Here is a 24,940-nt window from a genome sequence, read left to right on the forward strand (position 1 = left end):
CTCCTTCAACTGTTAAAAAGAGTGGAAAGTCCAAGGCACATCCCTTAACGGCTTTCCACTCCTCTTGTTTCTGTTTAATAGTATATCACATTATTTCGCAGGAACTACAGAACCATCTGTATATTTCTCGCTAATAAATTTACGGATTTCGTCACTTTGTAACACTTTAATTAATGCTTTAATTTTTGCACTATCTTTTTCTGATGGTTTTACTGCAATTAAGTTCGCATATGGAGAACTTTGATCTTCTAAAGCAATTGAGTCTTTAACTGGTGAAAGTTTTGCATCAATTGCAAAGTTTGAGTTAATAATTACTGCATCCCCTTCATTTGCTTCATAAGTAGAAACTAGTAATTCAGGAGCAATTTCAGTTTTAATTTGGATGTTTTTTGGATTCTCCGCAATATCGCTTAGTCCTGCAGTAACTGGGTTAACGCCCTCTTTTAATTTAATTAAACCAGCTTTTGTAAAGAAGCTTAAGAAACGTCCTACTTCAGCAGGATTCGTTGAAGCATAAACTACAGCATTTTCTGGTAATTCTTGGATTGATTTGTATTTCTTAGAATAAATTGCCATTGGTTCAATGTGTACATTCCCAACTGATACTAAGTCTTGACCGTGCTCTTTATTGAATTTTTCAAGATATGGGGTATGTTGGAAGTAGTTTGCATCAGCATCTCCACCATAAACAATATTATTTGGAGTCACATAGTCGTTGACGATATTAATTTCTAATTCATAACCTTCTTTTGCTAAAATCGGTTTTGCAGCTTCTAAAATTTCAGCATGAGGTGCTGGTGAAGCAACTACCGTAATTTTTTTATCTTCTGATTTTTCTGCTGTTGTTGTTTTTGACTCTCCTGATTGAGAATTATTGTTTCCGCACGCTACTAGTGCTGTAGCTACAAGTCCTAAAGTCGCTGTTTTAAAGATTTTTGATAATTTCATATTTTTCTCTCCTTATTATTCCATAATTCATTTTGGAAACCCACATGCGCGCGTCGGGATTTCCACCAGATGGATGCATGATTGATTTGGTTTTGGGCCATAAAAAAAGCTTCTCCTCTATTTTAGAGGCGAAGTTTCGCGTTACCACTCTAGTTCCAATGAACCTCACAGTTCATTGCTTAAAAAGTACATTGCATTTGCAAGATACTTTTGTACTTTATCGAGTACAAGACGCAAAAGCTTGATCACCTTTGTTGCTCCCAGACCATTTTCAATAAAGTGCCCTGTATCCTTTCTCACCATCCGGATTCTCTTTCACATTCTTCTCTATTTACTTATCTGTTCATTGCATTGTTTTATCTGATGAAATTACTATAAACGATGAGCTATCTTGGAGTCAATGCAAAAAGCGTTATTTATATATATCAGTTTCTTTGAACTCGTTATAACTATTATGCATATTAAAAATAAAAAAGATGAGCATCTCTGCTCACCTTTAGTTTAAGATTTATTTCTTTAAGAATCTTCTCATTGAAAGAATAGAACCAAAAGCTCCGATAGTGATACCGATAGCAGCCATGGCCAATGAGACATAAATTAAGAATGGATTAGGATCAAGTAAGCTAAAACTTGAACCAGAGAAGAAGTCTGATCCACCTTTATAAATCCATAGATAGATTGACCATACTAATCCGATTGGAATAATAGAACCAAGTAATCCAATCATCCCACCTTCTAAGAAGAAAGGCCAGCGAATATACGCCTTTGTAGCTCCTACTAAGCGCATAATCTCAATTTCAGTTCTTCTTGAGTAGATTGTTGAGCGAATCGTATTAGAGATTAAGAACATTGCTAACGCTAATAGCCCCACAATAATGATAGCACCGATGTTTCGAGCTGTAGCAATAATTCGGAATAAATTATCTGCACGAGCTTCACCATAACGAACACGTGCTACGTAATCCATACCTTCAATCGCTTTAGCAACTGCGCTTGTTTTTTGAGGTTCTTTTGCTTTTACGTCAAAAGCATTACGAAGTGGATTTCCATCATTTTTAAACAATGAAAATTCTTCAGCAAAGCTCTTTGTTACATCTTCTAATTCTTCATCTTTTGAACGGAATGTTACAGATTCTACATCCGCTAATTCTTTAATTTTCGCTTCTAATTGATCTGTCTTTTCCTGATCTGCTGCCAAATCAATATATACACGAACATTAACGTCATTTTCAATATCTGATCCAATTTTGTTCACATTAAATAGTAGTGAAACAAACACACCAACGATTAAAAGAATCATTGATACCGCAGAAACCGAACCAAACGTCATTAATCCGTTTCTGAAAAGACTCTTGAAGGCGTCACGTATATGACGACCCATCGTTCTAATCTTCATATCCGTATTCCCCCTGTTCTTGGTCACGAACAATTTGTCCACTTTCAATGGCTAAAACACGATGTTTTTTCTCATTTACGATTTGACTATTATGAGTCGCCATCACAATTGTAGTTCCTTGTTCATTAATTCTTTCTAAAATATCCATAATTTCCATAGATGTATCCGGATCTAGGTTTCCTGTAGGCTCATCGGCAATTAAAATTCCCGGAGTATTCACAATTGCTCGAGCAATCGCTACACGTTGTTGTTCCCCACCAGATAATTCATTTGGGAAGTTATTCATACGGTGTTTTAAATTTACTAATTCTAACACTTCGTCTACACGGCGTTTAATTTCGCGAGGAGATTTTTCAATTACTTCCATCGCATATGCCACGTTTTCATAAACTGTTTTATGTTGTAAAAGTTTAAAATCTTGGAATACGACACCAACATAACGACGTAAGAATGGAATTTGACGATCTTTAATCTTCATCAAATCATATTTTCCCACACGAATTCTACCCTTTGTCGCTTTTTCTTCACGATACATCATTTTAATGAAAGTTGATTTTCCTGCACCAGAAGGTCCTACTACATAAACGAATTCTCCATCTTTAATTTGAATGGATAGATTATTAATAGCAGTAATGCCTTTATTATATTTCTTAGTTACATTCATCATTTCAATCATAAACTCACCAGCTTTCTAATCCTACGATTTTTTTAATCTTCACTATTATAGCACCCTAATATTACAACACCTTCACATAAGATTACAGAAATATTAAATTAAGGATACGAGGGCGAACGCTCAGAGCCGAATCATTGGAAACAAACACCGCAAGGGACTTGGAACAAGTCGTGCGGATGTTTGTTGAAATGGACGTCGGCTCTGTGAGCTCGAGTTCAACTTCAGGATACGAGGGAGAGAGACAGAAGCCAGGAATAACCTCACAGTGTGAGGTTATTCTTCTCTATCTAACTCCAAATCGTTCCTAATAGAACGATTTCCACACAGTTTATTAGACTTTCTTGAATCACGAGTGATGAAAAGAAAGTCAATAAACCACTGTGTCTATATTAATAAGCTTTTCTCCTTGGTTATAACGGAAGTTTCACCCAATAATAATACTGTTACTTAAAACGAACTTAAAACAATTTGCCTTCCAACAGTAAAACACCCAGCTCTCACTGGGTGTTTTCTACTATTATTCTTCAGTTGCTTTCGTTCCCTCAAGCGTCCATTTTAAGTACGCATCCATAAACGGATCTAAGTCTCCATCCATCACCGCACCAATATTTCCTGTCTCATATCCAGAACGTAAGTCTTTTACCATTGAATAGGGATGGAAGACATAATTTCGAATTTGAGAACCCCAGGCAATATCTTTTTGCTCACCACGGATAGCTGCCAATTCTGCTGCCTTCTTCTCTTCTTCTAATTGGAATAATTTCGCCTTCAACATCGCCATCGCTTGGTCTCTGTTTTTAAATTGAGACCGTTGAGCCTGACTCTGCGTCACGATTCCAGTTGGAATATGCGTAATACGTACCGCAGAAGACGTCTTATTAATATGTTGTCCACCGGCACCACTTGCACGGTACACATCTACTTTTAAGTCATCTGGATTAATTTCAATATCAATATCTCCATCCATCTGCGGAACGACGTCTACCGAACAGAAGGATGTATGACGTTTTCCAGCCGCATCAAACGGTGAAATACGAACAAGTCGATGTACTCCTTTTTCAGATCGTAAGTACCCGTATGCATTTAACCCCTCAATCGACAAGGTTACAGATTTAATCCCTGCTTCATCTCCGTCTTGATAATCGATCGTTTCCACACGGTAGCCATGCTTTTCAGCCCAGCGCATATACATGCGAAGTAGCATACTTCCCCAGTCTTGCGATTCCGTACCACCCGCTCCTGGATGAATTTCTAAAATCGCACTATTTTTATCATGTGGACCGTTCAGTAACATACTCAATTCATACTGTTGCAAGTCCTTCTCAAGAGAGCGAATCGCCTCAACGATTTCCGCATGCACTTCTTCATCTGACTCTTCTTTATACATTTCAAATAATAAACTTGTTTCTTCATGAGCTAATTCCATTTTATGGAAAGTATCATAAATCGACTTTAATTCATTATTCTTTTGAATGACTTGATTCGCTTTTTCGCTATCGTCCCAAAAAGATGGTTCTGACATCTCTTGTTCGTAAGCAGCGATATCTTCTTCTAGGCGATCTAAGTCAAAGAGACCTCCTATAGCTGATAATTTGCTCATTCATGGCTTCAAGTGCATTTCTAATTTCACTAATTTCCATATTGACCTCTTTCTAAAAGAAAACGGCGAAATGCTTCGCCGTCTCCCTTATTTATTAAGCTTTTTCTGAATCGTCATCAGAAGTTCTGTCGTGACCTGTAGCCACTACACTACGAACTCCTTGAACTTGTTCACGTTGTAGGTTTTGACGAATTTGAGATTTCATCAAGATACGTGTTACATCATAGTCGATTTCAGCAATCATTTGTTGGAATCGTTCGTACCCTTCAGTTTGGTACTCCGTTAATGGATCGATTTGTGCGTATCCACGTAACCCAACACTTTGACGTAATTGGTCCATATCATCGATGTGATCTGTCCACTTACGGTCAACCACACGCAAGATAACTACTTTTTCGAACTCAAGCATTTGATTGTCGCCATTCAATTGCTCTTGTTTTTCTTTGTAGATTTCCATTGCTTTTTCATATAAGAGTTCTTCGATTTCAGCAGCTGTTTTGCCTTCTAAATCGCTAAGTGAAAGTTCATCTGGAGCACAGATTGAGTTGTGGGCAAAGTCCACAATTCCCTCTAAGTTCCATTCTTTTTGATCCGCTAAAGTATGGCTTTCCACTACACGGTGGATAGTACGACGAATCATACCTTTAGTTACATTTTCAAGAGATTTCTCTTCATTGATAATTTGTAAACGTTGAGAGTAGATGATTTCACGTTGTTCACGCATTACTTCATCGTACTCTAGGACACTTTTACGTGTATCGTAGTTGTTTCCTTCAACACGTTTTTGTGACGACTCCACTTGTTTGGTTAACATCTTACTTTGGATGAAGTTATCATCTTCTTCATCTGTTAAGTTTAGACGTTCCCAGATAGCTTGCATCTTTTCTCCACCGAAACGTTTCATTAAATCATCTTCTAATGAAAGGTAGAATTGTGTTGCACCTGGATCCCCTTGACGTCCACTACGTCCACGTAATTGGTTATCGATACGACGGCTTTCGTGACGTTCTGTTCCGATTACGCAAAGTCCACCTAGTTCTTTCACGCCTTTACCAAGCTTAATGTCAGTACCACGTCCGGCCATGTTTGTCGCGATTGTTACAGCGCCACGTTGACCTGCTGACATGATAATTTCTGCTTCTTTAAAGTGGTTTTTCGCGTTTAGTACTTCGTGAGGAATTCCTTCTGCGCGTAATAAGTTCGAAATCAATTCACTTGTTTCAACTGCAACAGTCCCCACAAGAATCGGTTGTCCAACTTCATGACGTTGTTTAATATCGTTAACAACCGCTCTAAATTTACTACGTAGAGATGGATAGATTAAGTCTTGTCCGTCAACACGTTGAATTGGTCGGTTTGTCGGAATAGCTACAACGTTCATGTTGTAAATTTCTCTGAATTCTTCTTCTTCAGTCTTTGCAGTTCCTGTCATTCCTGACAATTTACGATACATACGGAAGTAGTTTTGGTAAGTGATTGTCGCCATCGTCTTAGACTCGTTTTCAACTTCAACGCCTTCTTTAGCTTCAATCGCTTGGTGAAGACCATCTGAGTAACGACGACCTTCCATGATACGTCCAGTAAATCCATCAACGATTTTAACTTTACCTTCATCCACTACATAGTCGATGTCGCGTAACATAATGTAGTTTGCACGTAAAGCTTGGTCGATATGGTGCACAAGTGCTGCATTATCAACATCGTAAAGGTTTGGTAGGCGGAATGTTTGTTCCGCTTTGTTAATCCCTTCGTCTGTTAATGAGATTGTTTTAGAAGTTAAGTCGATTGTGTAATCTTCTTCCTCTTTTAAGCCTTTAACAAACATATCTGCACGTTGGTATAATACTGTTGATTTTTCAGCTTGTCCTGAAATGATCAATGGCGTACGCGCTTCGTCGATTAAGATTGAGTCTGTTTCATCGACAACTGCGTAGTTCAATGGACGTTGTACCATTTGTGATTTGTAAACCACCATGTTGTCACGTAAGTAGTCAAATCCTAATTCACTGTTTGTGCTATAAGTGATATCACTAGCATAAGCTGCACGTTTTTCTTCTGAAGACATTCCTGTTAAGTTCAATCCTACAGATAGTCCTAGGAAGTTGTATAACTCACCCATTTCGCGTGCGTCACGACTTGCTAAGTATTCGTTAACTGTAACTACGTGTACTCCGTCTCCTGATAATGCATTTAAGTATACAGGCATTGTCGCTGTTAAAGTTTTCCCTTCACCAGTACGCATTTCCGCAATGTTCCCATCATGAAGTGTAATTCCTCCCATGATTTGAACTTTATATGGGAATAAACCTAATACACGTTTGGCTCCTTCACGTACTAACGCGAAAGCTTCAGGAAGAAGAGCATCTAAACTTTCCCCTTTCGCATATCTCTCTTTAAATTCTTCAGTTTTTACTGGAAAATCAGCATCTTCTAATGCAGCCATTTGAGATTCTAACGCAATTACTTTATCCGCTAATTTCCCTAAACGGCGTAATTCGCGCTTATCATTTTCAACTAACTGTCTCAAAAAATTTGCCATTTAATTAACTCCTTTTTTATTTTCACCACTGTTTTTAAATCGGTGAACATTTTAAATCTAATAAAAGTACTACAAATAGGTGGTTACACCTATTGCATCTTATTCATTTTACCATTGTTTAGCTAATTAAGAAAGCAAAAAAAGGTGACTTTTTTCAAAGTCACCCGATTTTTTTATTAATTTGTTTCAATCAAACCATATTTTCCATCTTTACGACGGTAAACAATGTTTGTTTCGTTCGTTTCAGCATCTTGATAGATAAAGAAGTTATGTCCTAACATGTTCATTTGAAGAACAGCTTCTTCGCTATCCATTGGTTTTAAATTAATTCGTTTTGTACGAACGATTTCTAATCCTGTTTCCTCTTCTTCAGGAGCTTCAGGAAGTGTTGGTAACACAATATCGAAACCTTTTTCACGAGATTTACGATTGATTTTTGTTTTATGTTTACGAACTTGTCTTTCCAGTTTGTCTACTACTAAGTCAATGCTTCCATATAAATCAATTGAAGTTTCCTCAGCACGTAGAACTAAATAAGGAAGTGGAATTGTTACCTCAACTTTTGCAGTCTTTTCAGTATAGACTTTTAAGTTAACGTAAGCAGTCGCATTAGCTACGTCAGTAAAATACTTTTCAAGTTTGCTAATTTTCTTTTCTGCGTATTGACGAATCGCTTCTGTGACCTCAATATTTTCTCCACGGATATTATATTTAAACATAATACTCTCCCCTTTCATCTGGAAAACCAGATTTGAAGAAATACCCTAAGGACCACTCTTAGGAATTGCTTCGTTTGATTTCTATAGTCTTATTATAAAGCATGGCCCTTGTTTTTACAACCGTTTTCAAGCTCTCTTTCATTAAGAATTGGTAAGGAAAGTCTTTATTTTTGCGAACTTTTCTTTACCCTTTTTGTTTCCATTACCTAAATAGTTTTTCCTTAGTTTTATAAAATCTCTAGTCTTATTTTCCTTTTTCACCCCCGTTAAATACATTGAATCTCAAATACTTTAACAAAACAACATAAAAATTTCATCAAAAGAAACCGTTTTAATTGTATAGTGAAACTATAAACAAACTATAAAGGAGTTATAATTATGGAAAAAGTATTTGCTAGTCCGTCTCGTTATGTTCAAGGGAAAGATGTTTTTAAAACTGGGCTTTCTCACGTTTTGGCCCTTGGTGATCGACATCTTCTTCTTTGCGACCCTATTGTTTATGATTTAGTCGGTAAAGAACTGGAAGAAAACCTCCTTAAAGAAGGTGCATTTGTTCATCGTGAAATCTTCCATGGTGAAGCAACCAACGAAGAAGTTCACCGCGTTGCTGAAGTCGTGAAGGAACATCACTTGAATGTTGTCATCGGCTTAGGTGGTGGTAAATCTATCGATACAGCTAAAGCGATTGCGGATGATTCGAATTGTCCGGTAGCAATTTCACCAACGATTGCTTCGACTGACGCTCCAACTTCTGCTCTGTCTGTTATTTATTCAGCTGAAGGCGTGTTCGAACGCTATCGTTTCTATAAGAAAAATCCTGAATTAGTTTTAGTGGATACAAAAGTCATTGCTAACTCTCCTGTTCGATTATTAATCTCAGGTATTGCTGACGCGCTTGCAACTTGGGTGGAGGCTCGTGCGGTTATTGAAGCCCAAGGAGGCACCATGGTCGGTCAAGTGCCAACTCTTGCAGCAGAAGCCATCGCTCGTGTTTGCGAAAGTACTTTATTTGAAAATGGTCTACAAGCTGTAGCTGCGGCAAATGCAAAAGTAGTTACTCCAGCTTTAGAAGCCGTTGTCGAAGCCAACACACTACTCAGCGGTATCGGTTTTGAATCTGCTGGTCTGGCAGCTGCTCATGCCATCCATAACGGATTCACTGCAATTCATGGAGAGATTCATTCTCTTACTCACGGTGAAAAAGTCGCTTATGGTACATTAACACAACTAGTATTAGAAAATCGTCCAAAAGAAGAACTCGATAAATACATCACTTTCTACAAAGCACTCGGCTTACCAACAACGCTAAAAGAAGTGAAATTGGATTCTGTGCCATATGAAGACTTACTCAAGATTGGATCTCTTGCAACACAAGAAGGTGAAACCATCCACCAAATGGCTGTTGACTATACCGCTGAAGATGTAGCAAATGCTCTTCTCGCTCTTGACCAATATGTCACTACAAGATTCTAAAATTATCTAAATCAACTAGCCCAAGCTGATTACTGCTTGGGCTAGTTTAATGAATGCTTTTGTATCATTAATGATACAAAAACATTTATGATACCTTTTTTATCTGAATAATGTCAGAGATTCCACTTCTTCAACACCCATTTCCCTCAACGTTCTTGCGGCAAGATGGATTGTTGCACCTGTTGTATAAACATCATCCACTAGTAAAACTTTCTTTGGAATCACCACACTCTCTTTTATTTTGAAGGGTTGCTTCAACTGCAAGCGTTCTTGCCTTGTTTTCTCCGATTGCTTCTTTCCACTGCCTATATGTTCTAAAAGCGAAACGGTAGATACATGACACTGTTCCAGTAAATACGGAATCGTCTCGAACTCTCTCTTCATTAGACTTGCTTTGGACGAAGGTAGTGGACAAAGAACGAAACCATTCTTTTGATACTTAAGCAACTCTTGCCTTAACTCTTTTATAACCAACACCGTCACTCTTGTATCTCCTACAAATTTGAACAACTCCATAAACTTTCGCCCCGCCTCGTCATAAGCATATAAGGCAGTGTTCTTTAAAAGAACTGCTTCTTTTACTTGATTCCATTTTTGACAATCCGGACAAACTTCCACTTTCGTCATCAGTCGTCCGCACTCTAGGCAAGTCGGATGTTTTCTTAATTCTATAAAAGGGTGTTCACAATGGACACAAATACACTTCCTGTTTGCACCCAGTAAAAACGAGAGTATTGGCTGATACCGATCAACTTCTTCTCCGCACCATAAACATTTCATTTACCTTCCCTCCCAAGAAGCGCTTGTTGATTTAAGTCTTTGATTTCCCAGACCGCCTGAACCATCGCCTTTGTTTTCCCATTATGAAAATACACAACTTCTCCTGTCGGGCATTCTGCGGTCCGTCCAACGCGTCCTGCGATCTGCACCAATACCTCTCTTGAGAATTCCTCTTCGTGGGCATTGACGACACAAACATCGACTCCTGAAAAAGTCACTCCTCGCTCTAAAATGGTTGTTGTCACAAGAAAATCGAGCTCTCCTGCTCTCATCTGCGCAATTCTCTCTTGCCGATACGGTTCTTTAGAACTAACCGTCTCGAATTTTGCATTTGGAAACTGTCGTCTGAGAACTATTTCAATCGGATCAAGAAGTGTAATTCGTGGTACAAATAACAAAAACCGTTTACCTGCTTTAACATGTTCCTCTATAAACCGCTGAACAGATTTTGGCACTTTCTTCTTTTTCATTCTTTTGTCTAAATCTCCGATAAAACTCATCGTTGGTACTACTAGTGGTTTCTTGTGATATCGCTCTGGTAACAAAGATACCGACAGTTCTTTCCGTTTGATTCTTTTTTCTAGCGTCTGGGAAGGTGTTGCCGTTAAATACAGCAAGCACCCATCCTCTTTGACCGCACGATGAACCGCGCGAATCAATAATTCGTTATCACGGTATGGGAATGAGTCCGTCTCATCAATCACCACTAAATCAAATGCGCGGTAGAACCTGAGCATCTGGTGCGTCGTCGCAATCGTAAGCGCCACTCTCTTATACCCTTCATCCGACTGCGAGTGCAAGACGTTTTGTTCAACTGCTGGGAAAGCTTCCTTCAAACGAGGCGCCAACTCCACACATACATCAATTCTTGGTGCGGCAATAGCGACTCTCTTTCCTTGTTGTAACATCCATTCGATGCTCGAAAAAATCATCTCCGTTTTCCCTGAACCTGTCACTGCCCAAAGTAGGTGCTCACGAAAACCAGTTTGCTTTACAACATTCAAGCATTCCAAAGATAGCTGTTCCTGTTTTGTGCTCAATGTATGTTTATAGTGCGCTAAGGCTTCTTCTCTTTTTAGAAAAGGCTGCTCTTCTTCAGGTGTCGCAATTATGACACTACACTCCTTTACCTTTCCCATTGCGATGCACTTCAAGCAATACCAACATTCACCTTTTGTACAATTGATGCAAGGTCCTTTCGCAAATTCCAACGAATCGGTATTCCCACAAAATTGGCACTGCTTCTGCCTATTTTTGATAGTAATCCCCACATCTAGCACTGGATTAGGAGAAACTTTACGCTCTTCTAGCATCGATTGAAACACTGCCTGGATTCGCCCAACTGTCTCTTCCATCTTCACCACCTCATTCCAAACTACGCAAAAAAACAGAAGAAGATTTCTCTTCTTCTGTTTTTTGTTTGAAAGGAGTGCTTCTATTATGAGAAGAATGCGAGTAATACCCCTGCCGCAATCGCACTGCCGATAACTCCGGCTACGTTTGGTCCCATTGCGTGCATTAATAAGTAATTACTTGGGTCTTCTCTTTGCCCTTCTTTTTGTACAACACGGGCGGCCATTGGTACAGCAGATACCCCTGCAGCACCAATCATTGGATTAATCTTACCGCCTGATAATTTGTACATCAATTTACCCATTAGAACCCCTGCTGCCGTTCCTCCAGCAAACGCGATTAACCCTAATAAAGTAATTTTAAGAGTCGATACGGATAAGAATAATTCCCCTGTTGCTTTTGCTCCAACGGTTAATCCTAAAATAATAGTAACACCGTACATCATCGCATTTTGTAGAACTTTTGTAATGTTTGGAACTACCTTAATTTCTTTAATTAAGTTACCGAGCATTAAGCATCCTACTAAAGGTGTTGCACTTGGTACTAATAAGCTAACAAAAATTGTAACGATAATTGGGAAAAGAATTTTTTCCGTTTCACTGACTTTACGGTTTTCTGTCATCTTCACTAGACGTTCTTTCTTTGTTGTGAGCGCACGAATAATTGGCGGTTGAATGATTGGCACAAGCGCCATATATGAGTACGCTGCTAGGGCGATTGCTGGTAATAAGTGCGGTGCAAGTCTTGTTGTTAAGAACAAGGCGGTTGGTCCATCCGCCCCCCCGATAATCCCTACTGAAGCAGCTTCTTGCGGTGTCATTCCCCACATTACTGAAAGGAAGAATGCGACGAAAATACCGAATTGAGCTGCCCCACCAAGCAAGATAGTTTTCGGATTTGCTAGTAGAGGTCCAAAGTCTGTTGAGGCCCCTAAGCAAAGGAAAATCAACGGTGGATAAATCCCAAGGTTCGTTCCTTGATATAAGTAATACAAGAGTCCACCAGGTCCATTTTCAGTAGGAGCATCCATTAATCCTGCTAACGGTAAGTTTACAAGGAGCATCCCGAACGCAATCGGAACCATTAAGTACGGTTCATACCCTCGTTTAATTCCTAGATATAGAAACACACAGGCGATAATTAACATAATGATATTTTGAATTGTTAAATTATAGAGCCCACTTGTTTCAATCAACTGTTGAATGACTTCCATAAACCATCGCCTCCTAAATCGTTAAGAGTGGTTGGTTCGATTCGACAGATTCATTACTTGATACATGAATTGCTTTCACAACACCGTCACAAGGAGCAAGGATTTCATTTTCCATCTTCATGGCTTCTAAAATCACGAGTACATCTCCTTTTTTCACTGCATCACCGATATTTTTATTGACCGATAATACAATCCCTGCCATTGGAGCTGGAACCACTTCACCGTCCCCTGTTGGAGCAGGAGCCTGTGTAGGTTTCTTTTCTTCCACTGGCGCATTAGGTGCTGGAGCTGCTGCTAATTTCTGCGTTGCTTCTTCATTTGAAATTTCTTTTAGTGAGACGATAAATGTTTCGCCATTTACTTCTACTTCATATTTTTTCATTTAGTCCACCTTCTTTTCAATCGATACAATTTCAAAGTGCTTGTCTGGTACATCCGCACTCGCTTGTGTTAAAGCGACCAGTGCGGCAACGCGAGCAAGTTTATTCGTTTCAAATAGTGTTCCATCATTTGTTGGAGCCTCAGGTTTCACCTCAACTGGTTTCCCCACAACTCCAACTGTTGTATGACTCTTTGCTTCCAGGATTTGGATAACTTTAGAGCTTCCTTGCATGAGGAACATTAGAATTGTCAACATCACAAACACAATTCCCATTGAAACGATTGTGATCCATAAGATTTCTAATAAACTTAGTTGCATAACTCTCTCCTCACTTTACAGTCGCAAAAATCTTCACGATTTCAGATGGTTTTTGCCATTGTCCATTTTTCTTAAGCAAGAATTCTTTGCCGACTTTAGGGAAAAGTGCGTAAGTTAAGACGTCTTCGTCACTTCTTGCTAAATCTCCAAGTTCTGCTTTGAGTGTTTCGAATTCAGGTGGCAAATGATTGGCTGGTCGATCCGTGATAACTTCTTGATCACCAATGATTGATCTTCTGAAGCTTCCTTGAATTGGTACTGGTGATTGACCATAAGAACCAAGCAAGTAGGCTTTTACTTCGTTTGAAACCACTTTGTAGCGTTGGCCTGTAAGAACATTCATCGTTGCTTGTGTTCCCACCATCTGGCTCATTGGAGTTACGAGTGGTGGATATCCAAGGTCTGCTCTTACTTTAGGCACTTCTTTTAATACCTCTTCATATTTATCCGTTGCACCTGCTTGAGTTAATTGAGAATACATATTTGATAACATTCCGCCAGGCACTTGATATAACAGCGCACGTGGGTCCGGTGTTAACATTTTTGGATTAAGTGTTCCATCTTTAATATATTTGTCTTTAATCACTCTGAAGTGGTCAGCGATTGGTTCTAATTTTTCCAAATCGACAGTAATATCATAACCTAATTCGCGAAGTGCAATCACTAACGATTCCGTAGGCGGTTGACTAGTTCCTTCACTGAGTGGTGAAAGAGCTGTATCAATGCGGTCTGCACCAGCTTCAATCACTGCTTGATAAGTGAGTTGTGCGATTCCGCTTGTGCAGTGAGTGTGGACGACGATAGGAACAGTTATCACTTCTTTTAATGCACGAACTAGCTCAATTCCTCTAGCTGGGGTCAAGATTCCAGCCATGTCTTTTACACAGATAGAATCGGCACCCATTTCTTGCATTTTTGCTGCTAGCTCTTTGTAATAGTCAATCGTATGCGCATCACTAATCGTATAGCAGATTGTCATTTGCGCTTCTTTACCCGTCTTTTTCACTGCATTCAGCGCTGCTTCTAAGTTACGAACGTCATTTAACGCATCGAAGATTCTGAAAATATCAATCCCATTTTCTGCTGATTTTTCGACAAATTTTTCTACAACATCATCGGCATAGTGACGATATCCCAAAATATTTTGTCCGCGTAACAGCATTTGAAGCGGTGTTTTCTTTAAATGTTTTTTCAAGGTGCGAAGTCTGTCCCATGGGTCTTCGTCTAAGAAACGAATACAGGCGTCAAACGTTGCTCCACCCCAACATTCTAAAGAGGCAAATCCTGCTTCGTCTAATTGATCTAAAACAGGGAGCATATCTTCAATTCGCATACGGGTTGCCATCAACGATTGATGAGCATCCCGTAAGATTGTATCTGTAATTCCTATTTTTCGAGTCATCACCGAACACTCCTTCCACTATAATACGTCGATAAAGCGTTCGATTGTCTTGATGCTTTCAAGAGCATCTGTTGGAATTTGATGTTCTGGATTTGCATCATTAAATGCTTTCAAGTAATCCAATCGGAATTGCATACGATCACGAATTAATTCAGCATACTCACCATTCAATTCAGGAACCTCATAACCTTCCACTGGTAAGTATTCCATTCCTGGAAGGCCGCCAAACAATTCAAATTTTGCTTTGCCATCGACTACTGTTTCAATCACACCAAGAGACACTTCTTTGGTCACTTTCTTACCTAAGAAATCCCCTGTATTGATAATGTAGCAATCTACTCCTTTATCAAATAAAGCTTTGAATTTTTCGTAGTCTTCTACTAATGGATAGACACGGAATGGGTTTGCGTATGGTTCGATAACGAGCGCATCTAAGTTTGCTCCAGCCCCTGTATTTTCAGCTGTAGAACGTTTTGTCATTAAAGTACATCCTAAAATAGATGCTAAACGTGGGTCTGTGATTTTCACTAATGGTGGAAGTGCATCATCTTTCATAATCCAGAAAATAGATTGAATTGGTTCTTGAATCTTATCGACGCGGTTCGGGGTTGAATAACGAGATTTAATTGTTCGCCCGTTACCATTCCGAATATCTTCTGTTACTAATACTTTACGGCCGTTTTCATCCAGAGTCACACCGCAGTTTTGAACCGTTACGAAGTAATCTTGTTCTCTGTGACCTGCTGGATAGTCATTTGTTTTGTCGAAGTAAGAAGGTTCCAAAGCTACAGATGAACCATCTTCTACCGAAATTACAAATGCATCGTCGTGTAATACTTCAATATCATATTTATTATCATGTTTTGCGTGTGTTAATGTAGACTTCCCTGATCCAGATAAGCCAAAGAAGCTTGCAACGTAAGATTCGCCTTCTTTACGGAAAATCTTCAATCCTCCGTGACAAGAAACGTAGTTGTTACGGGCGGCAGTTGCCCAAGCAAGTGTCAATGTTCCCTTTTTGATTTCCCCAAAATAACTCATTCCTAAAATTGCAGCACAATTATGTTTCGTATCAAAGAACGCTAATCCATCTGGGTAATCAGGATGTCTCCATGTAGGATCAAAGAAAATAAAAATGTCATTTTCATCATATTGTTTCGATGCATCGTAACGTCTCTTATATTGGTCATTGAAAATTTGGAAGTTCAATAACCAAGAATATAAGTTATTAATATGTTCTTTAGGCATCGTGATGTGCGCTTTTACCATAAAGTCTTCATCAAGACCTACAATAGCCGTTCCTTTAATAAAAGGTTTGAAAGCGCTGTTATAAATTTCGTCGCGAATAATTGGAATAATCTTTGCATCTTCTGACGGATTATTCCCTAAAATTCGACGAGCTTTTGCCGTACGTCCAACGACACTCCCATCCACTACCGTAAGAATATGCGCATCCTCGGGTAATCCTAAATCCTTCGCATTTGCTACGAATGCATCTAATACAGTTGTATTGGGTGCATGTGACGCTAATTCATACGCCTCTGCCAGAGTCGGAATTTCAGTCGCATTGTTCGAATAAAAAGCTGGTTCAATAGTTGCCTTCAATTGCGAAAGATGCGGATTGCTCTTGCGTATAGTGTCTGTAGCGAAACGATCAATTGTTGCCATAATATCAACCTTCCTATCTTTTTATTGATATCTTTATTATACACGAAAACGCTTTAAATGTAAGCGTTTTTGTGAAATTATTTTCTAATTTACTTATTTTTAACATTACTGTTCCATTACAAAAAAGCTGGATTATCCCCTAAAAGAGATAATCCAGCTTTTTCATCAATTCAATAAACAACACTCCTTCCATACAGCTTTTATTCTATTTCTATTTCAAAACACATACCTGTATTTGTTGCATAAAAGCGGTGTTTAATTTCTTCTTGTTTTAATAATTGATGGACAATGTATAATCCTACCCCGTTACCACTTCCCTTATTACTTGTCGATGGTAGTAATGAATATGCCATCTCTATTTCTTCCTCCGTCAGAGGTTGACAAGGATTCTCAATTTTTAAGATGCGATTTTTAGCAGAAACTTTGATAACACCTCCTTCATTCGAGTAACGAATCGCATTAATCATCAAATTATTCCAAACCTTTTGGAAGGCCATTTGGTTCATTTCTATTGTTGAAGATTCTAAATCCGTTTCAATAATTAAATTTCTTTCTTGTGCTAAAATTTTAAATTCTTTGTTCCAAATAGGAATCATTTTTTCTAGTTGAATCGATTGCTTTTCCATTGTGCTTTCTTGTAATTTTGAAAGCTCCAATATTTCTTGAACTAATACAGATAACTGGTCCACTTTGCCAAGGGATGCTACTAGATATTTATCTCGATCTTTGTATTTTCCTACATTAAGGCTCATGTTTTCTAGCATAATTCTTAAACTAGCAAGTGGTGTTTTCAACTCATGCGAGGCACTACGAAGAAAATCCACTTTTGTTTTTTCTAAGCGAATCATTTTTTGATTCTTTTCTTCTAGTTCATCAATTACCGACAATAAATGTTGATACAAATCATTAATTTGCACTTCCATCTGTCCAATCTCATCTGAACTTGGTTCTAAAAAGGCTGCATCTCTTTCTAAATTCATCATTTTCTCTGTGACTCGAGACATTCTCATCAGAGGTCTTGATAGTTTTCTTGCGTAAATATAAGAGAAAATTACTGCCGTAAATATCGAGATGGCTAAAGACAATGGTAAATAATGGAAAGTGACTCGCGTGGCTTGTTTGACCATTTCAGTCGTTGAAACCACTTGAATAAATAATTTTTTCCCATCCTTAGTCGTGACTTCACGGTCTTCGATAATGACAGAATGTTGATTGCTATTCTCATCTATTGGTAATTTTGCTCCTAATGTTAGACTTTCTCCAGTACTTTCATGCTTCAAATACGCCGTAATTCCTTCATTATTGGCATACACTTGTAGTGCCGAAGCAGCTCCCTTTTCATCCACTTGAGAAAGACTCTCTACAAGAACATCCGCTTTTCTACTCAGTTCTTGTTGCCGTTCTTGCATGTAAAAATGCGGGAAAGCAAAATATAAGAATAAATGAGCAACCGCAACGAGTGATATTAATATACTAAAAGTATAAATGAAAATTTTTGGAAATAGTTTTAATCTTCTCATTTTAACTCCAATTTATATCCAACATTTTTAATAGTAACAATACAATCTAATTTTAGCTTTTTACGTAGCTGTTTGATATAAACATCCACGACTCGATCAAATGGTGGGTCTTCATGGTTAGACCAAACATGATCTAAAATTTGTGAACGGCTCAAAGCTTGTCCCTCATGCTTCACAAGCAGTTTTAGAATCGACAGCTCTTTAGCGGTCACTTCTACTAATTGATTATTTACATACGCTTCAAATCGCGTAAAATTAACACTTGTATCCTGATAACTCCAGGTTTCTACTTCTCCATAATGTCTTTTTAGCAAAGCCTCAATCCTCTTATAAAGGACCATTAGAGAAAATGGTTTTTGAATATATCCATCCACAAGTAATTCAAAGCTTTTTACTTGAGTCTCCTCATCTTGTAAGGCTGTTAACATCAATATTGGGACATTACTTTTCTGTCGAACTTCTTCTAATACTTCAAACCCATTCTTTCGGGGCATCATAATATCTAATAAAATTAAATCAACGGATTCTCGGTTAAATACTTCGAGAGCTTCGACACCATCACAAGCTTCAAAGACTGTAAATCCTTGTTCACTTAAAAACTCTCGAACACCTTCTCGAATAGCCTCTTCATCTTCAACAATTAATAAATTCAAAAACATCACCTCTCTTTCTATTATAACAATCTTTACTATTGTAAACTACCTTTATTCCGTATCCTGTAACAAGCTCTTCGGTGATTTTTGTAAAATCAATGCACTTGCAAGGAATACAGCGATAACGATTACCACTAATCCAAGTCCAATAACGATTCCTTTGTCCATATTTGAAACTGTTACTGATAATTCCGTTAGCGTCTTATTAAATCCATCTACTGCAGCACCTCCACCTAAGTTAGCTGATTTTGCCTCGTTGGCAAGTTGAGTTCCTAAACTACTATTCACTTGTCCTAAAATTAATTTTCCAACCCATTCACTGACAGGTCCCCCTGCTAAAAAGGCAGCCCCAAAGCTTGCAATACTTACCATTCCTACTTCACATAGCATTTGTGTAATAATCGTTTTCTTTGTCATCCCTAATGCTAATCGAATTCCGATTTCCTTACGACGGCTGTTTGTCCACAAGAACAAGATTAACACTAAAATAATCGCAGAGAAAATTAGACTTCCGATGAATAATTTATTCGTTAGACCATACACAAGGTTAATTGATTTTTGTAAAGTTGGATAGTTTTGGCTACTTTTCACTAATGTATAAGCTTTCCAGTTAATCCCTAATTTTTTAGCTTGTTCCATTACCTTATCGATGTCATATTCTCCTGAAACTAGGAAAGTTGCATCTAAATAAGTGCCATCTTCTTCACCAAACCCATACATTAATCGACTTGTTTTTAAGTCTGTTAAGATTGTATTTTCGTATAATTCTTGAGGAGCAGTTACTCTTCCTTTATTTTTCCCACTAAATGTTCCGACAATCGTTACTTCAGTTTCGTTGTTTGCTTTCTTTTCATTATCCGCATCATAAATATTGGATTTTAATTTAATCTTGTCTCCAACTTTTAAATTGTTTTTCTTAGCAAAGTCTTCATGAACCATTGCTACATTCGTATCTGAATCTGTAATGTGTCTTCCAGATGTTAATGTGAATGTTTGAGCCGCAAAACGTTCATCCATACTTGAATCATTAATTCCCGTTACCATCGCAGCTTTTCCAAAACGTTTCACACGGTTGGCATCCAATTTAACACCTTGAGCTGGGATTAATTCTTGATCAACTAAGTCCGCTACAACTTCCATTCGTTTAATGGCTTTTTGAACTCCTTCAATCCCTTCAATGGCTTTAATATCTTTTCCCTTCAAGTTCCCCCCACCACGAGCAGTCCCTTGATTGTGACGACGATCAATTTGCATTGAGAAAGACGAATTAATCGATTTAAAGGTTTCTTTTGCAGCTGTGTCTGTCGCATGTTTTACAGATAAACTACTTAAAGCAACAGTTGCCATACTGAATAAGATAAAGAAAATTATGAACGATTTAAATTTCTTTCTAGTCACGTATGCCCAAGCATTTTGAATAATTCTCATTTATCTCACCCCTTCTTTCCTTTTGATTTTTTTAATTGTCCTTCTTCCAGCGTAAGAACTTCGTCACAAGCGTCGGCTACTTGTGGACTATGAGTCACTACAACTACACACTTTCCGCTTTCGTGAGCAGCCATTTTTAAAATATCAATAATTTCAGCAGCTGTTCCTTCGTCTAAGTTCCCTGTTGGTTCATCTGCTAAAATGATTGGTGCTTTGGATACTAAAGCTCTAGCAATAGCTACACGTTGTTGTTGCCCACCTGATAGTTTCAATACATTTCTATGAATCAGTTCTTCTCCTAAGCCTAATTTTAGAAGAATTTCTTTATCCGCTTTTTCGTTCACAAGTTTGACATTTTCAAGCGGTGTTAAGTAATCAATCAAATTGTAGTTTTGGAAAACTAAGCAAATATGATCTCTACGATGATCGCTGTAGGAACCTTTTGCAATATCTTCTCCTTTAAATAGCACTTTTCCCTTTGTTGGACTATCCAATCCTGCTAATAAAGATAAGAATGTTGATTTCCCAGCACCCGATTTACCTACAACAGCAATAAATTTCCCTTCCTCAAACTGTGCATTTAAATCTTTTAATACATATTTTTGTGCATTCTCATAACGATAGTAAATATTTTCTAATGATAACACTGACATAAGACCACTCCTTTAATTCATTTGACTTAATATTTTCTTTGGTTTCTTCATTAAGATTACAGCTGTACTAAATAGTACTGCTAATACAATAATGACAATGACGATGACTAATGTTTTAACACCTTCCATTAGCGTAAGTTGCGGTAAACTGGATTCAAATAATGACTTGACCTGAGCAGGTATATCATCCGATGAAATCAATCCTGAGTAAAATTGATTTGCCACAAACTCACCAAAGAATAATGCGATTAAATAGCTTCCTGAAGCAATCGTAAACAGCTCCAGTAAAATTTGACTAATAATTTTTCCTCTTGAAATACCAAGAGATAATAATATTCCAAATTCATGGATTCTTTCACGTAAGGTGAATAATAAAATTAAGAATAATATAATGACTGCTAATGCGAACACAGATCCCGTTAATAACATCATTAATGATTTAAAATTTGAAATTGGACCTGATACTTGTTCAAAGACTTGTTCATTTTTGGATAATTGTAAAGTTTCCCAATTTAGCGAAAGTTTTTTTACTTCTTTAATCACAGAGTCTAATTGAGAAGGATTCTTTACAGTATAGATAGCTCTATGAACAACTTCGTTCGACTCCTTATTGCCTGCTAATAACTGACTCGTTTTATAATCCATATACATACGATTTTCAGTTAAATCACTTGTGAGCCCTGTAGATTGCTCTGATAATTTTCCGTTAAAAATCCCAACGACTTCAACAGTGATTTCATCATAAGAGCCTCCACCTTCTTCTCCATTCTTAAACAGTTTCATTTTGATTTTAGAGCCAACCGTCCAGTTGTTCTCTTTCGCTAACTCTTCATGAATAAGAACTTTATTTCGATCTTCTTTTGTTAGTGCTCTCCCACTTTGAATATTTAATGCTCCACTGGCAAAATTCATTTCATTATTGCTATCACTAACGCCTCGAACACCCACTAGCTCACCGAGATTTCCTTGATCTAGTTGAACAGATTGTTCTCTTTGAACAGCTTTAGCATCTTGCAATTGCCCTACCGCATCATATTCATATTGAACCTCTTTAACTCCATCTGTTTTCTCAATTTGAGTTAATTGCTTCTTTTGTATCCCCCCATCATTTAAGATTGATTCAACTTGAAAGCCTGAATTTGAAAGACTAAGGAGTTTCTCTTCAACCTTCCCAGTACTTTCTTGCATCGAAAGAACTGCTAATACTGCTGAAGAAATTAGTACCATAATGAAAAACAAAATTCCTGTCCGAATTTTCTTTCTGATTAAGTATGCTCCAGCGCGTTTCTTCCAATCCATTTGCTCACTTCCTTTCCTTATCCGTGATTTCATTTTGCATTCCCAATATGAAACCAATATGAAATAAATCTACAAAATAAACAGATCTATTAATTTTAGATTTTCTTAAAACTAAAAAAGCTGGACGTTTGTCCAGCTTTTTCTCATTTAATATCTTTCTTTCATCGCACGGTCGATTTCGCGTTTCATATCCTTTTGCTTTAAGGCATCACGTTTATCGTAATTTTTCTTCCCTTTCGCAACTCCGATTAATAACTTCGCAACGCCATTTTTAATGTAAACCTTCAGTGGCACTACTGTGTTTCCGGCTTGCTTTACTTGTTCGAGCAAATAATTAATTTGCTTTTTATGAAGCAATAATTTTCTCGTTCTTAATGGGTCATGATTGAAAAGCGTCCCTTGTTCAAACGGACTAATATGAACCCCTACAAGAAAAGCTTCTCCTTGCTTCAAGCTCACATATCCATCTTTTAAATTGATACGCGCTTGACGAACCGATTTGATTTCTGTTCCGGTTAAGACCATCCCAGCTTCAATCGTTTCAAGAATTGTATAGTCATGACTTGCTTTTCGATTTTGTGCGAGCACTTTATCGTTCGTTCCTTTAGGCATTCACGAACCTCCTAACGTCTTTTCTTTTTCGTTTTAATGGCTTTTTTAAAACGTTGACGTCCTTTTGATTTTTTGCCTTTCTTAGAAGACTTATCATCAAAGCGTTCGCCTTTTCTTGGTCGTTCAGTTTTAGCCAATTTTACATCTTCTACGAGTAGGAAATCGACTTCTCTAGCTTCCACATCTACTTTCACACATTTCACGCGAACACGATCCCCAATACGGTAACTTACACCCGTACGTTCACCAAGTAAAATCATATGGCTTTCAATAAAGTTAAAGTAGTCTTGTTTCAAGTGAGAAATATGAATTAATCCTTCTACGGTATTCGCTAACTCCACAAACATTCCGAATTTTGTCACCGAGCTTACGATACCATCGAATTCCTCTCCAACCTTATCTTGCATATATTCGGCTTTCTTCAATGCATTCACATCACGTTCCGCCTGTACTGCAAGTCGCTCCATACGAGACGATTGGTCTGCAATTTGTTGCAACTTATCTTCTAGAAGCATTTCTTCTTTCTTCGATAAATGACCTGGATGTTTTCCGTAATGACGAATCATACGATGAACGATTAAGTCTGGATAACGACGGATGGGCGAAGTGAAGTGCGTATAATCCTCAGCCGCAAGTCCATAGTGTCCCGTTGGCGTGATATCGTATTTAGCTTGCTTCATTGAACGGAGCATCATCGTTGATACCACCGCTTCATACGGCTCACCGCGTACTTCATTCAAGGCTTTTTGCAACTTCTTCGGTGTAATCGAATCGTTCTTCCCTTTAATCGTAATACCAAATGCGGTAATAAACTCTAAGAAGCGTTGGAGTTTTTCGCTATCTGGATTTTCGTGAATACGATAGATGAACGGCACCTTCAATTGTTCATAATGACGAGCCACGGTTTCATTAGCCGCAAGCATAAAGGACTCAATGAGTCGCTCTGCTACGCCACGTTCACGTAGTACAATTTCAGTTGGGGCGCCTTTTTCGTCCACAAGAATTTTTGCTTCTTGTGTATCAAAGTCAATCGCTCCACGTTCCATACGTCTACGCTCAAGAATCGTATGTAATTCTTTCATATTCCAGAGCATTTCTTCAATCTCTGGAGTGATTTTTTCGGAAGCTTCATTCGTATTGAATAATACATTCACTTCATCATAAGTTAGTCGCTCGTTCGATTGAATCACACTTGGGAAAATCTCGTGCTGATAAATTGTTCCGCTACGGTCAATTTCCATGCGTGCTGTTAACGTTAATCGCTCTTCATATGGATGTAGCGAGCAGATTCCGTTTGATAATCGTTGCGGTAACATTGGAACCACACGGTCTGTTAAATACACACTTGTTCCGCGTTCGAATGCTTCCTTATCCATTTCAGAATTTTCCGTTACATAATAAGAAACGTCGGCGATGGATACCGTTAAGACAAAGGTTCCATCTTCGCGTTTGACTAGAGCTACCGCATCATCTAAGTCTTTGGCATCTGCTCCGTCAATTGTCACGGTTAATTCTTGGCGTAAATCCACACGCCCTTCGATTTCTTCCGGTGAGATCGTTTCACTCACGCGGTTGGCTTCCTCTATAACAGAGTCTGGGAATACTGTTGGAATTTTTAATTGATGTAAAATCATTAAAATATCCATGCCGACAGCGTCTTTATAGCCGATTTCTTTGACGATATGCGCCTTCAAGACGAGTTCGTGACGCTCTGTTTCATAACTGTCAACTTCGGCAATCACGACGGTTCCGTCAACAGGGTTTAATCCCTTTCTAGTCACATAACATTTCGTTTTCTTTAATTTAGAATCTTTTAATGCAATTTCGCCACAATAGCCTGTTTGCATCATAATCTTCGATGGATAACGTGTATAAATCCCCACCACTTGCTTCACAGCGCGTTCTATGATTTTCACGATTGTTCCGCTTGCTGCTTTGTCGTTATAAGGATTTTCTTCTTGAACGATACGAATCGCAACCGTATCTCCGTCCATAGCGCCATGGACATCCGTTCTTGGAATAAAAATATCTGGTTTGCCTTCTTCAACTGTGACAAAACCAAATCCTTTATCGTTTAATCGGAATACTCCTTCTAACGTACGATTTTTTTGATTGAATCCAAATTTACCTTGTCGTGTTAATACAATTTTTCCAGAATCTTCGAGGTCAGCTAATTGTTTCACTAAAATCTTAAAGTCCTTTGAAGCAGTAAATCCGAAATGCTCACTAATTTCTTGAACAAAAAAACTTTCGGATTCATGTTCCATAAAGAAAGCCATTAAGATTTCTTCTAATGATTGTCTCATTT

Annotated in this window: 21 protein-coding genes; 1 reads left to right on the plus strand and 20 read right to left on the minus strand. The window is 38.1% G+C overall.

Going from position 1 to position 24,940, the window contains the following annotated elements:
- Positions 1 to 90: 90 nt before the first annotated feature.
- The 6 genes from ADH99_RS02500 to hpf all read right to left on the minus strand — a co-directional run bounded on the left by ADH99_RS02500 (position 91) and on the right by hpf (position 7,878).
- Positions 91 to 948, minus strand: a complete 858-nt coding sequence (locus ADH99_RS02500; protein WP_049555838.1) for a MetQ/NlpA family ABC transporter substrate-binding protein — start codon at positions 946 to 948, stop codon at positions 91 to 93.
- A gap of 508 nt (positions 949 to 1,456) precedes the next feature.
- A complete protein-coding gene (gene ftsX, locus ADH99_RS02505) occupies positions 1,457 to 2,344 on the minus strand; it encodes a permease-like cell division protein FtsX (protein ID WP_049555839.1) in 888 nt (295 codons plus the stop codon).
- Complete coding sequence (ftsE, locus tag ADH99_RS02510) at positions 2,334 to 3,020, minus strand: cell division ATP-binding protein FtsE (RefSeq protein ID WP_049555840.1); 687 nt, start codon at positions 3,018 to 3,020, stop codon at positions 2,334 to 2,336. The genes ftsX and ftsE overlap by 11 nt, the downstream gene beginning before the upstream one ends.
- A gap of 517 nt (positions 3,021 to 3,537) precedes the next feature.
- Positions 3,538 to 4,660, minus strand: a protein-coding gene (gene prfB / locus ADH99_RS02515; RefSeq protein ID WP_179944362.1) for a peptide chain release factor 2 whose coding sequence is annotated in 2 segments (ribosomal slippage) — positions 3,538 to 4,587 and positions 4,589 to 4,660 — 1,122 coding nt in all. Because the reading frame shifts where the segments join, the coding sequence is not laid out codon by codon here.
- A gap of 54 nt (positions 4,661 to 4,714) precedes the next feature.
- Positions 4,715 to 7,159: a preprotein translocase subunit SecA gene (gene secA / locus ADH99_RS02520; protein WP_049555842.1), complete on the minus strand. Its 2,445-nt coding sequence runs from the start codon at positions 7,157 to 7,159 to the stop codon at positions 4,715 to 4,717.
- A 176-nt stretch (positions 7,160 to 7,335) separates the two neighbouring features.
- Positions 7,336 to 7,878, minus strand: a complete 543-nt coding sequence (gene hpf / locus ADH99_RS02525) for a ribosome hibernation-promoting factor, HPF/YfiA family (protein ID WP_049555843.1) — start codon at positions 7,876 to 7,878, stop codon at positions 7,336 to 7,338.
- Between the two features lie 378 nt (positions 7,879 to 8,256).
- On the opposite strand from hpf, the gene ADH99_RS02530 reads away from it, so the two are divergent.
- A complete protein-coding gene (locus ADH99_RS02530; protein ID WP_049555844.1) occupies positions 8,257 to 9,351 on the plus strand; it encodes a glycerol dehydrogenase in 1,095 nt (364 codons plus the stop codon).
- Positions 9,352 to 9,450: 99 nt separating this feature from the next.
- On the opposite strand, the gene ADH99_RS02535 is transcribed toward ADH99_RS02530, so the two are convergent.
- From ADH99_RS02535 to rnr, 14 genes are all read right to left on the minus strand, one after another.
- Positions 9,451 to 9,978: a ComF family protein gene (locus tag ADH99_RS02535; RefSeq protein WP_160313160.1), complete on the minus strand. Its 528-nt coding sequence runs from the start codon at positions 9,976 to 9,978 to the stop codon at positions 9,451 to 9,453.
- Between the two features lie 149 nt (positions 9,979 to 10,127).
- The gene (locus ADH99_RS02540; protein WP_049555846.1) at positions 10,128 to 11,486 is read right to left on the minus strand and encodes a DEAD/DEAH box helicase; all 1,359 of its coding nucleotides are present in this window, start codon (positions 11,484 to 11,486) and stop codon (positions 10,128 to 10,130) included.
- An 83-nt stretch (positions 11,487 to 11,569) separates the two neighbouring features.
- Complete coding sequence (locus tag ADH99_RS02545) at positions 11,570 to 12,697, minus strand: sodium ion-translocating decarboxylase subunit beta (protein ID WP_005604919.1); 1,128 nt, start codon at positions 12,695 to 12,697, stop codon at positions 11,570 to 11,572.
- Positions 12,698 to 12,710: 13 nt separating this feature from the next.
- Complete coding sequence (locus ADH99_RS02550; RefSeq protein WP_049555847.1) at positions 12,711 to 13,079, minus strand: biotin/lipoyl-containing protein; 369 nt, start codon at positions 13,077 to 13,079, stop codon at positions 12,711 to 12,713.
- A complete protein-coding gene (locus ADH99_RS02555; protein ID WP_005604916.1) occupies positions 13,080 to 13,397 on the minus strand; it encodes an OadG family protein in 318 nt (105 codons plus the stop codon).
- A 10-nt stretch (positions 13,398 to 13,407) separates the two neighbouring features.
- Entirely contained in the window at positions 13,408 to 14,799 is a 1,392-nt protein-coding gene (locus tag ADH99_RS02560; protein ID WP_049555848.1) for an oxaloacetate decarboxylase subunit alpha, read from the minus strand.
- Positions 14,800 to 14,817: 18 nt separating this feature from the next.
- A complete protein-coding gene (locus ADH99_RS02565; protein ID WP_049555849.1) occupies positions 14,818 to 16,467 on the minus strand; it encodes a phosphoenolpyruvate carboxykinase (ATP) in 1,650 nt (549 codons plus the stop codon).
- A gap of 200 nt (positions 16,468 to 16,667) precedes the next feature.
- The gene (locus ADH99_RS02570) at positions 16,668 to 17,987 is read right to left on the minus strand and encodes a sensor histidine kinase (RefSeq protein ID WP_049555850.1); all 1,320 of its coding nucleotides are present in this window, start codon (positions 17,985 to 17,987) and stop codon (positions 16,668 to 16,670) included.
- Entirely contained in the window at positions 17,984 to 18,640 is a 657-nt protein-coding gene (locus ADH99_RS02575; protein WP_039848833.1) for a response regulator transcription factor, read from the minus strand. Before ADH99_RS02575 ends, ADH99_RS02570 begins: the two co-directional genes overlap by 4 nt.
- A gap of 51 nt (positions 18,641 to 18,691) precedes the next feature.
- Positions 18,692 to 20,068: an ABC transporter permease gene (locus tag ADH99_RS02580; protein WP_049555851.1), complete on the minus strand. Its 1,377-nt coding sequence runs from the start codon at positions 20,066 to 20,068 to the stop codon at positions 18,692 to 18,694.
- 5 nt (positions 20,069 to 20,073) lie between these two features.
- Entirely contained in the window at positions 20,074 to 20,721 is a 648-nt protein-coding gene (locus ADH99_RS02585; protein ID WP_005604905.1) for an ABC transporter ATP-binding protein, read from the minus strand.
- A 12-nt stretch (positions 20,722 to 20,733) separates the two neighbouring features.
- On the minus strand, positions 20,734 to 22,020 hold the full coding sequence (locus tag ADH99_RS02590; RefSeq protein WP_049555852.1) for an ABC transporter permease: 1,287 nt from the start codon (positions 22,018 to 22,020) through the stop codon (positions 20,734 to 20,736).
- 147 nt (positions 22,021 to 22,167) lie between these two features.
- A complete protein-coding gene (gene smpB / locus ADH99_RS02595; protein WP_005604901.1) occupies positions 22,168 to 22,632 on the minus strand; it encodes an SsrA-binding protein SmpB in 465 nt (154 codons plus the stop codon).
- 11 nt (positions 22,633 to 22,643) lie between these two features.
- Positions 22,644 to 24,938 (minus strand): ribonuclease R, encoded by a 2,295-nt coding sequence (gene rnr, locus ADH99_RS02600; protein WP_049555853.1) that lies wholly within the window; start codon positions 24,936 to 24,938, stop codon positions 22,644 to 22,646.
- Positions 24,939 to 24,940 lie beyond the last annotated feature (2 nt).

It is taken from the genome of Granulicatella sp. 572.rep1_STHE (assembly GCF_001073445.1).
Taxonomy (GTDB): Bacteria; Bacillota; Bacilli; order Lactobacillales; family Aerococcaceae; genus Granulicatella; species Granulicatella adiacens.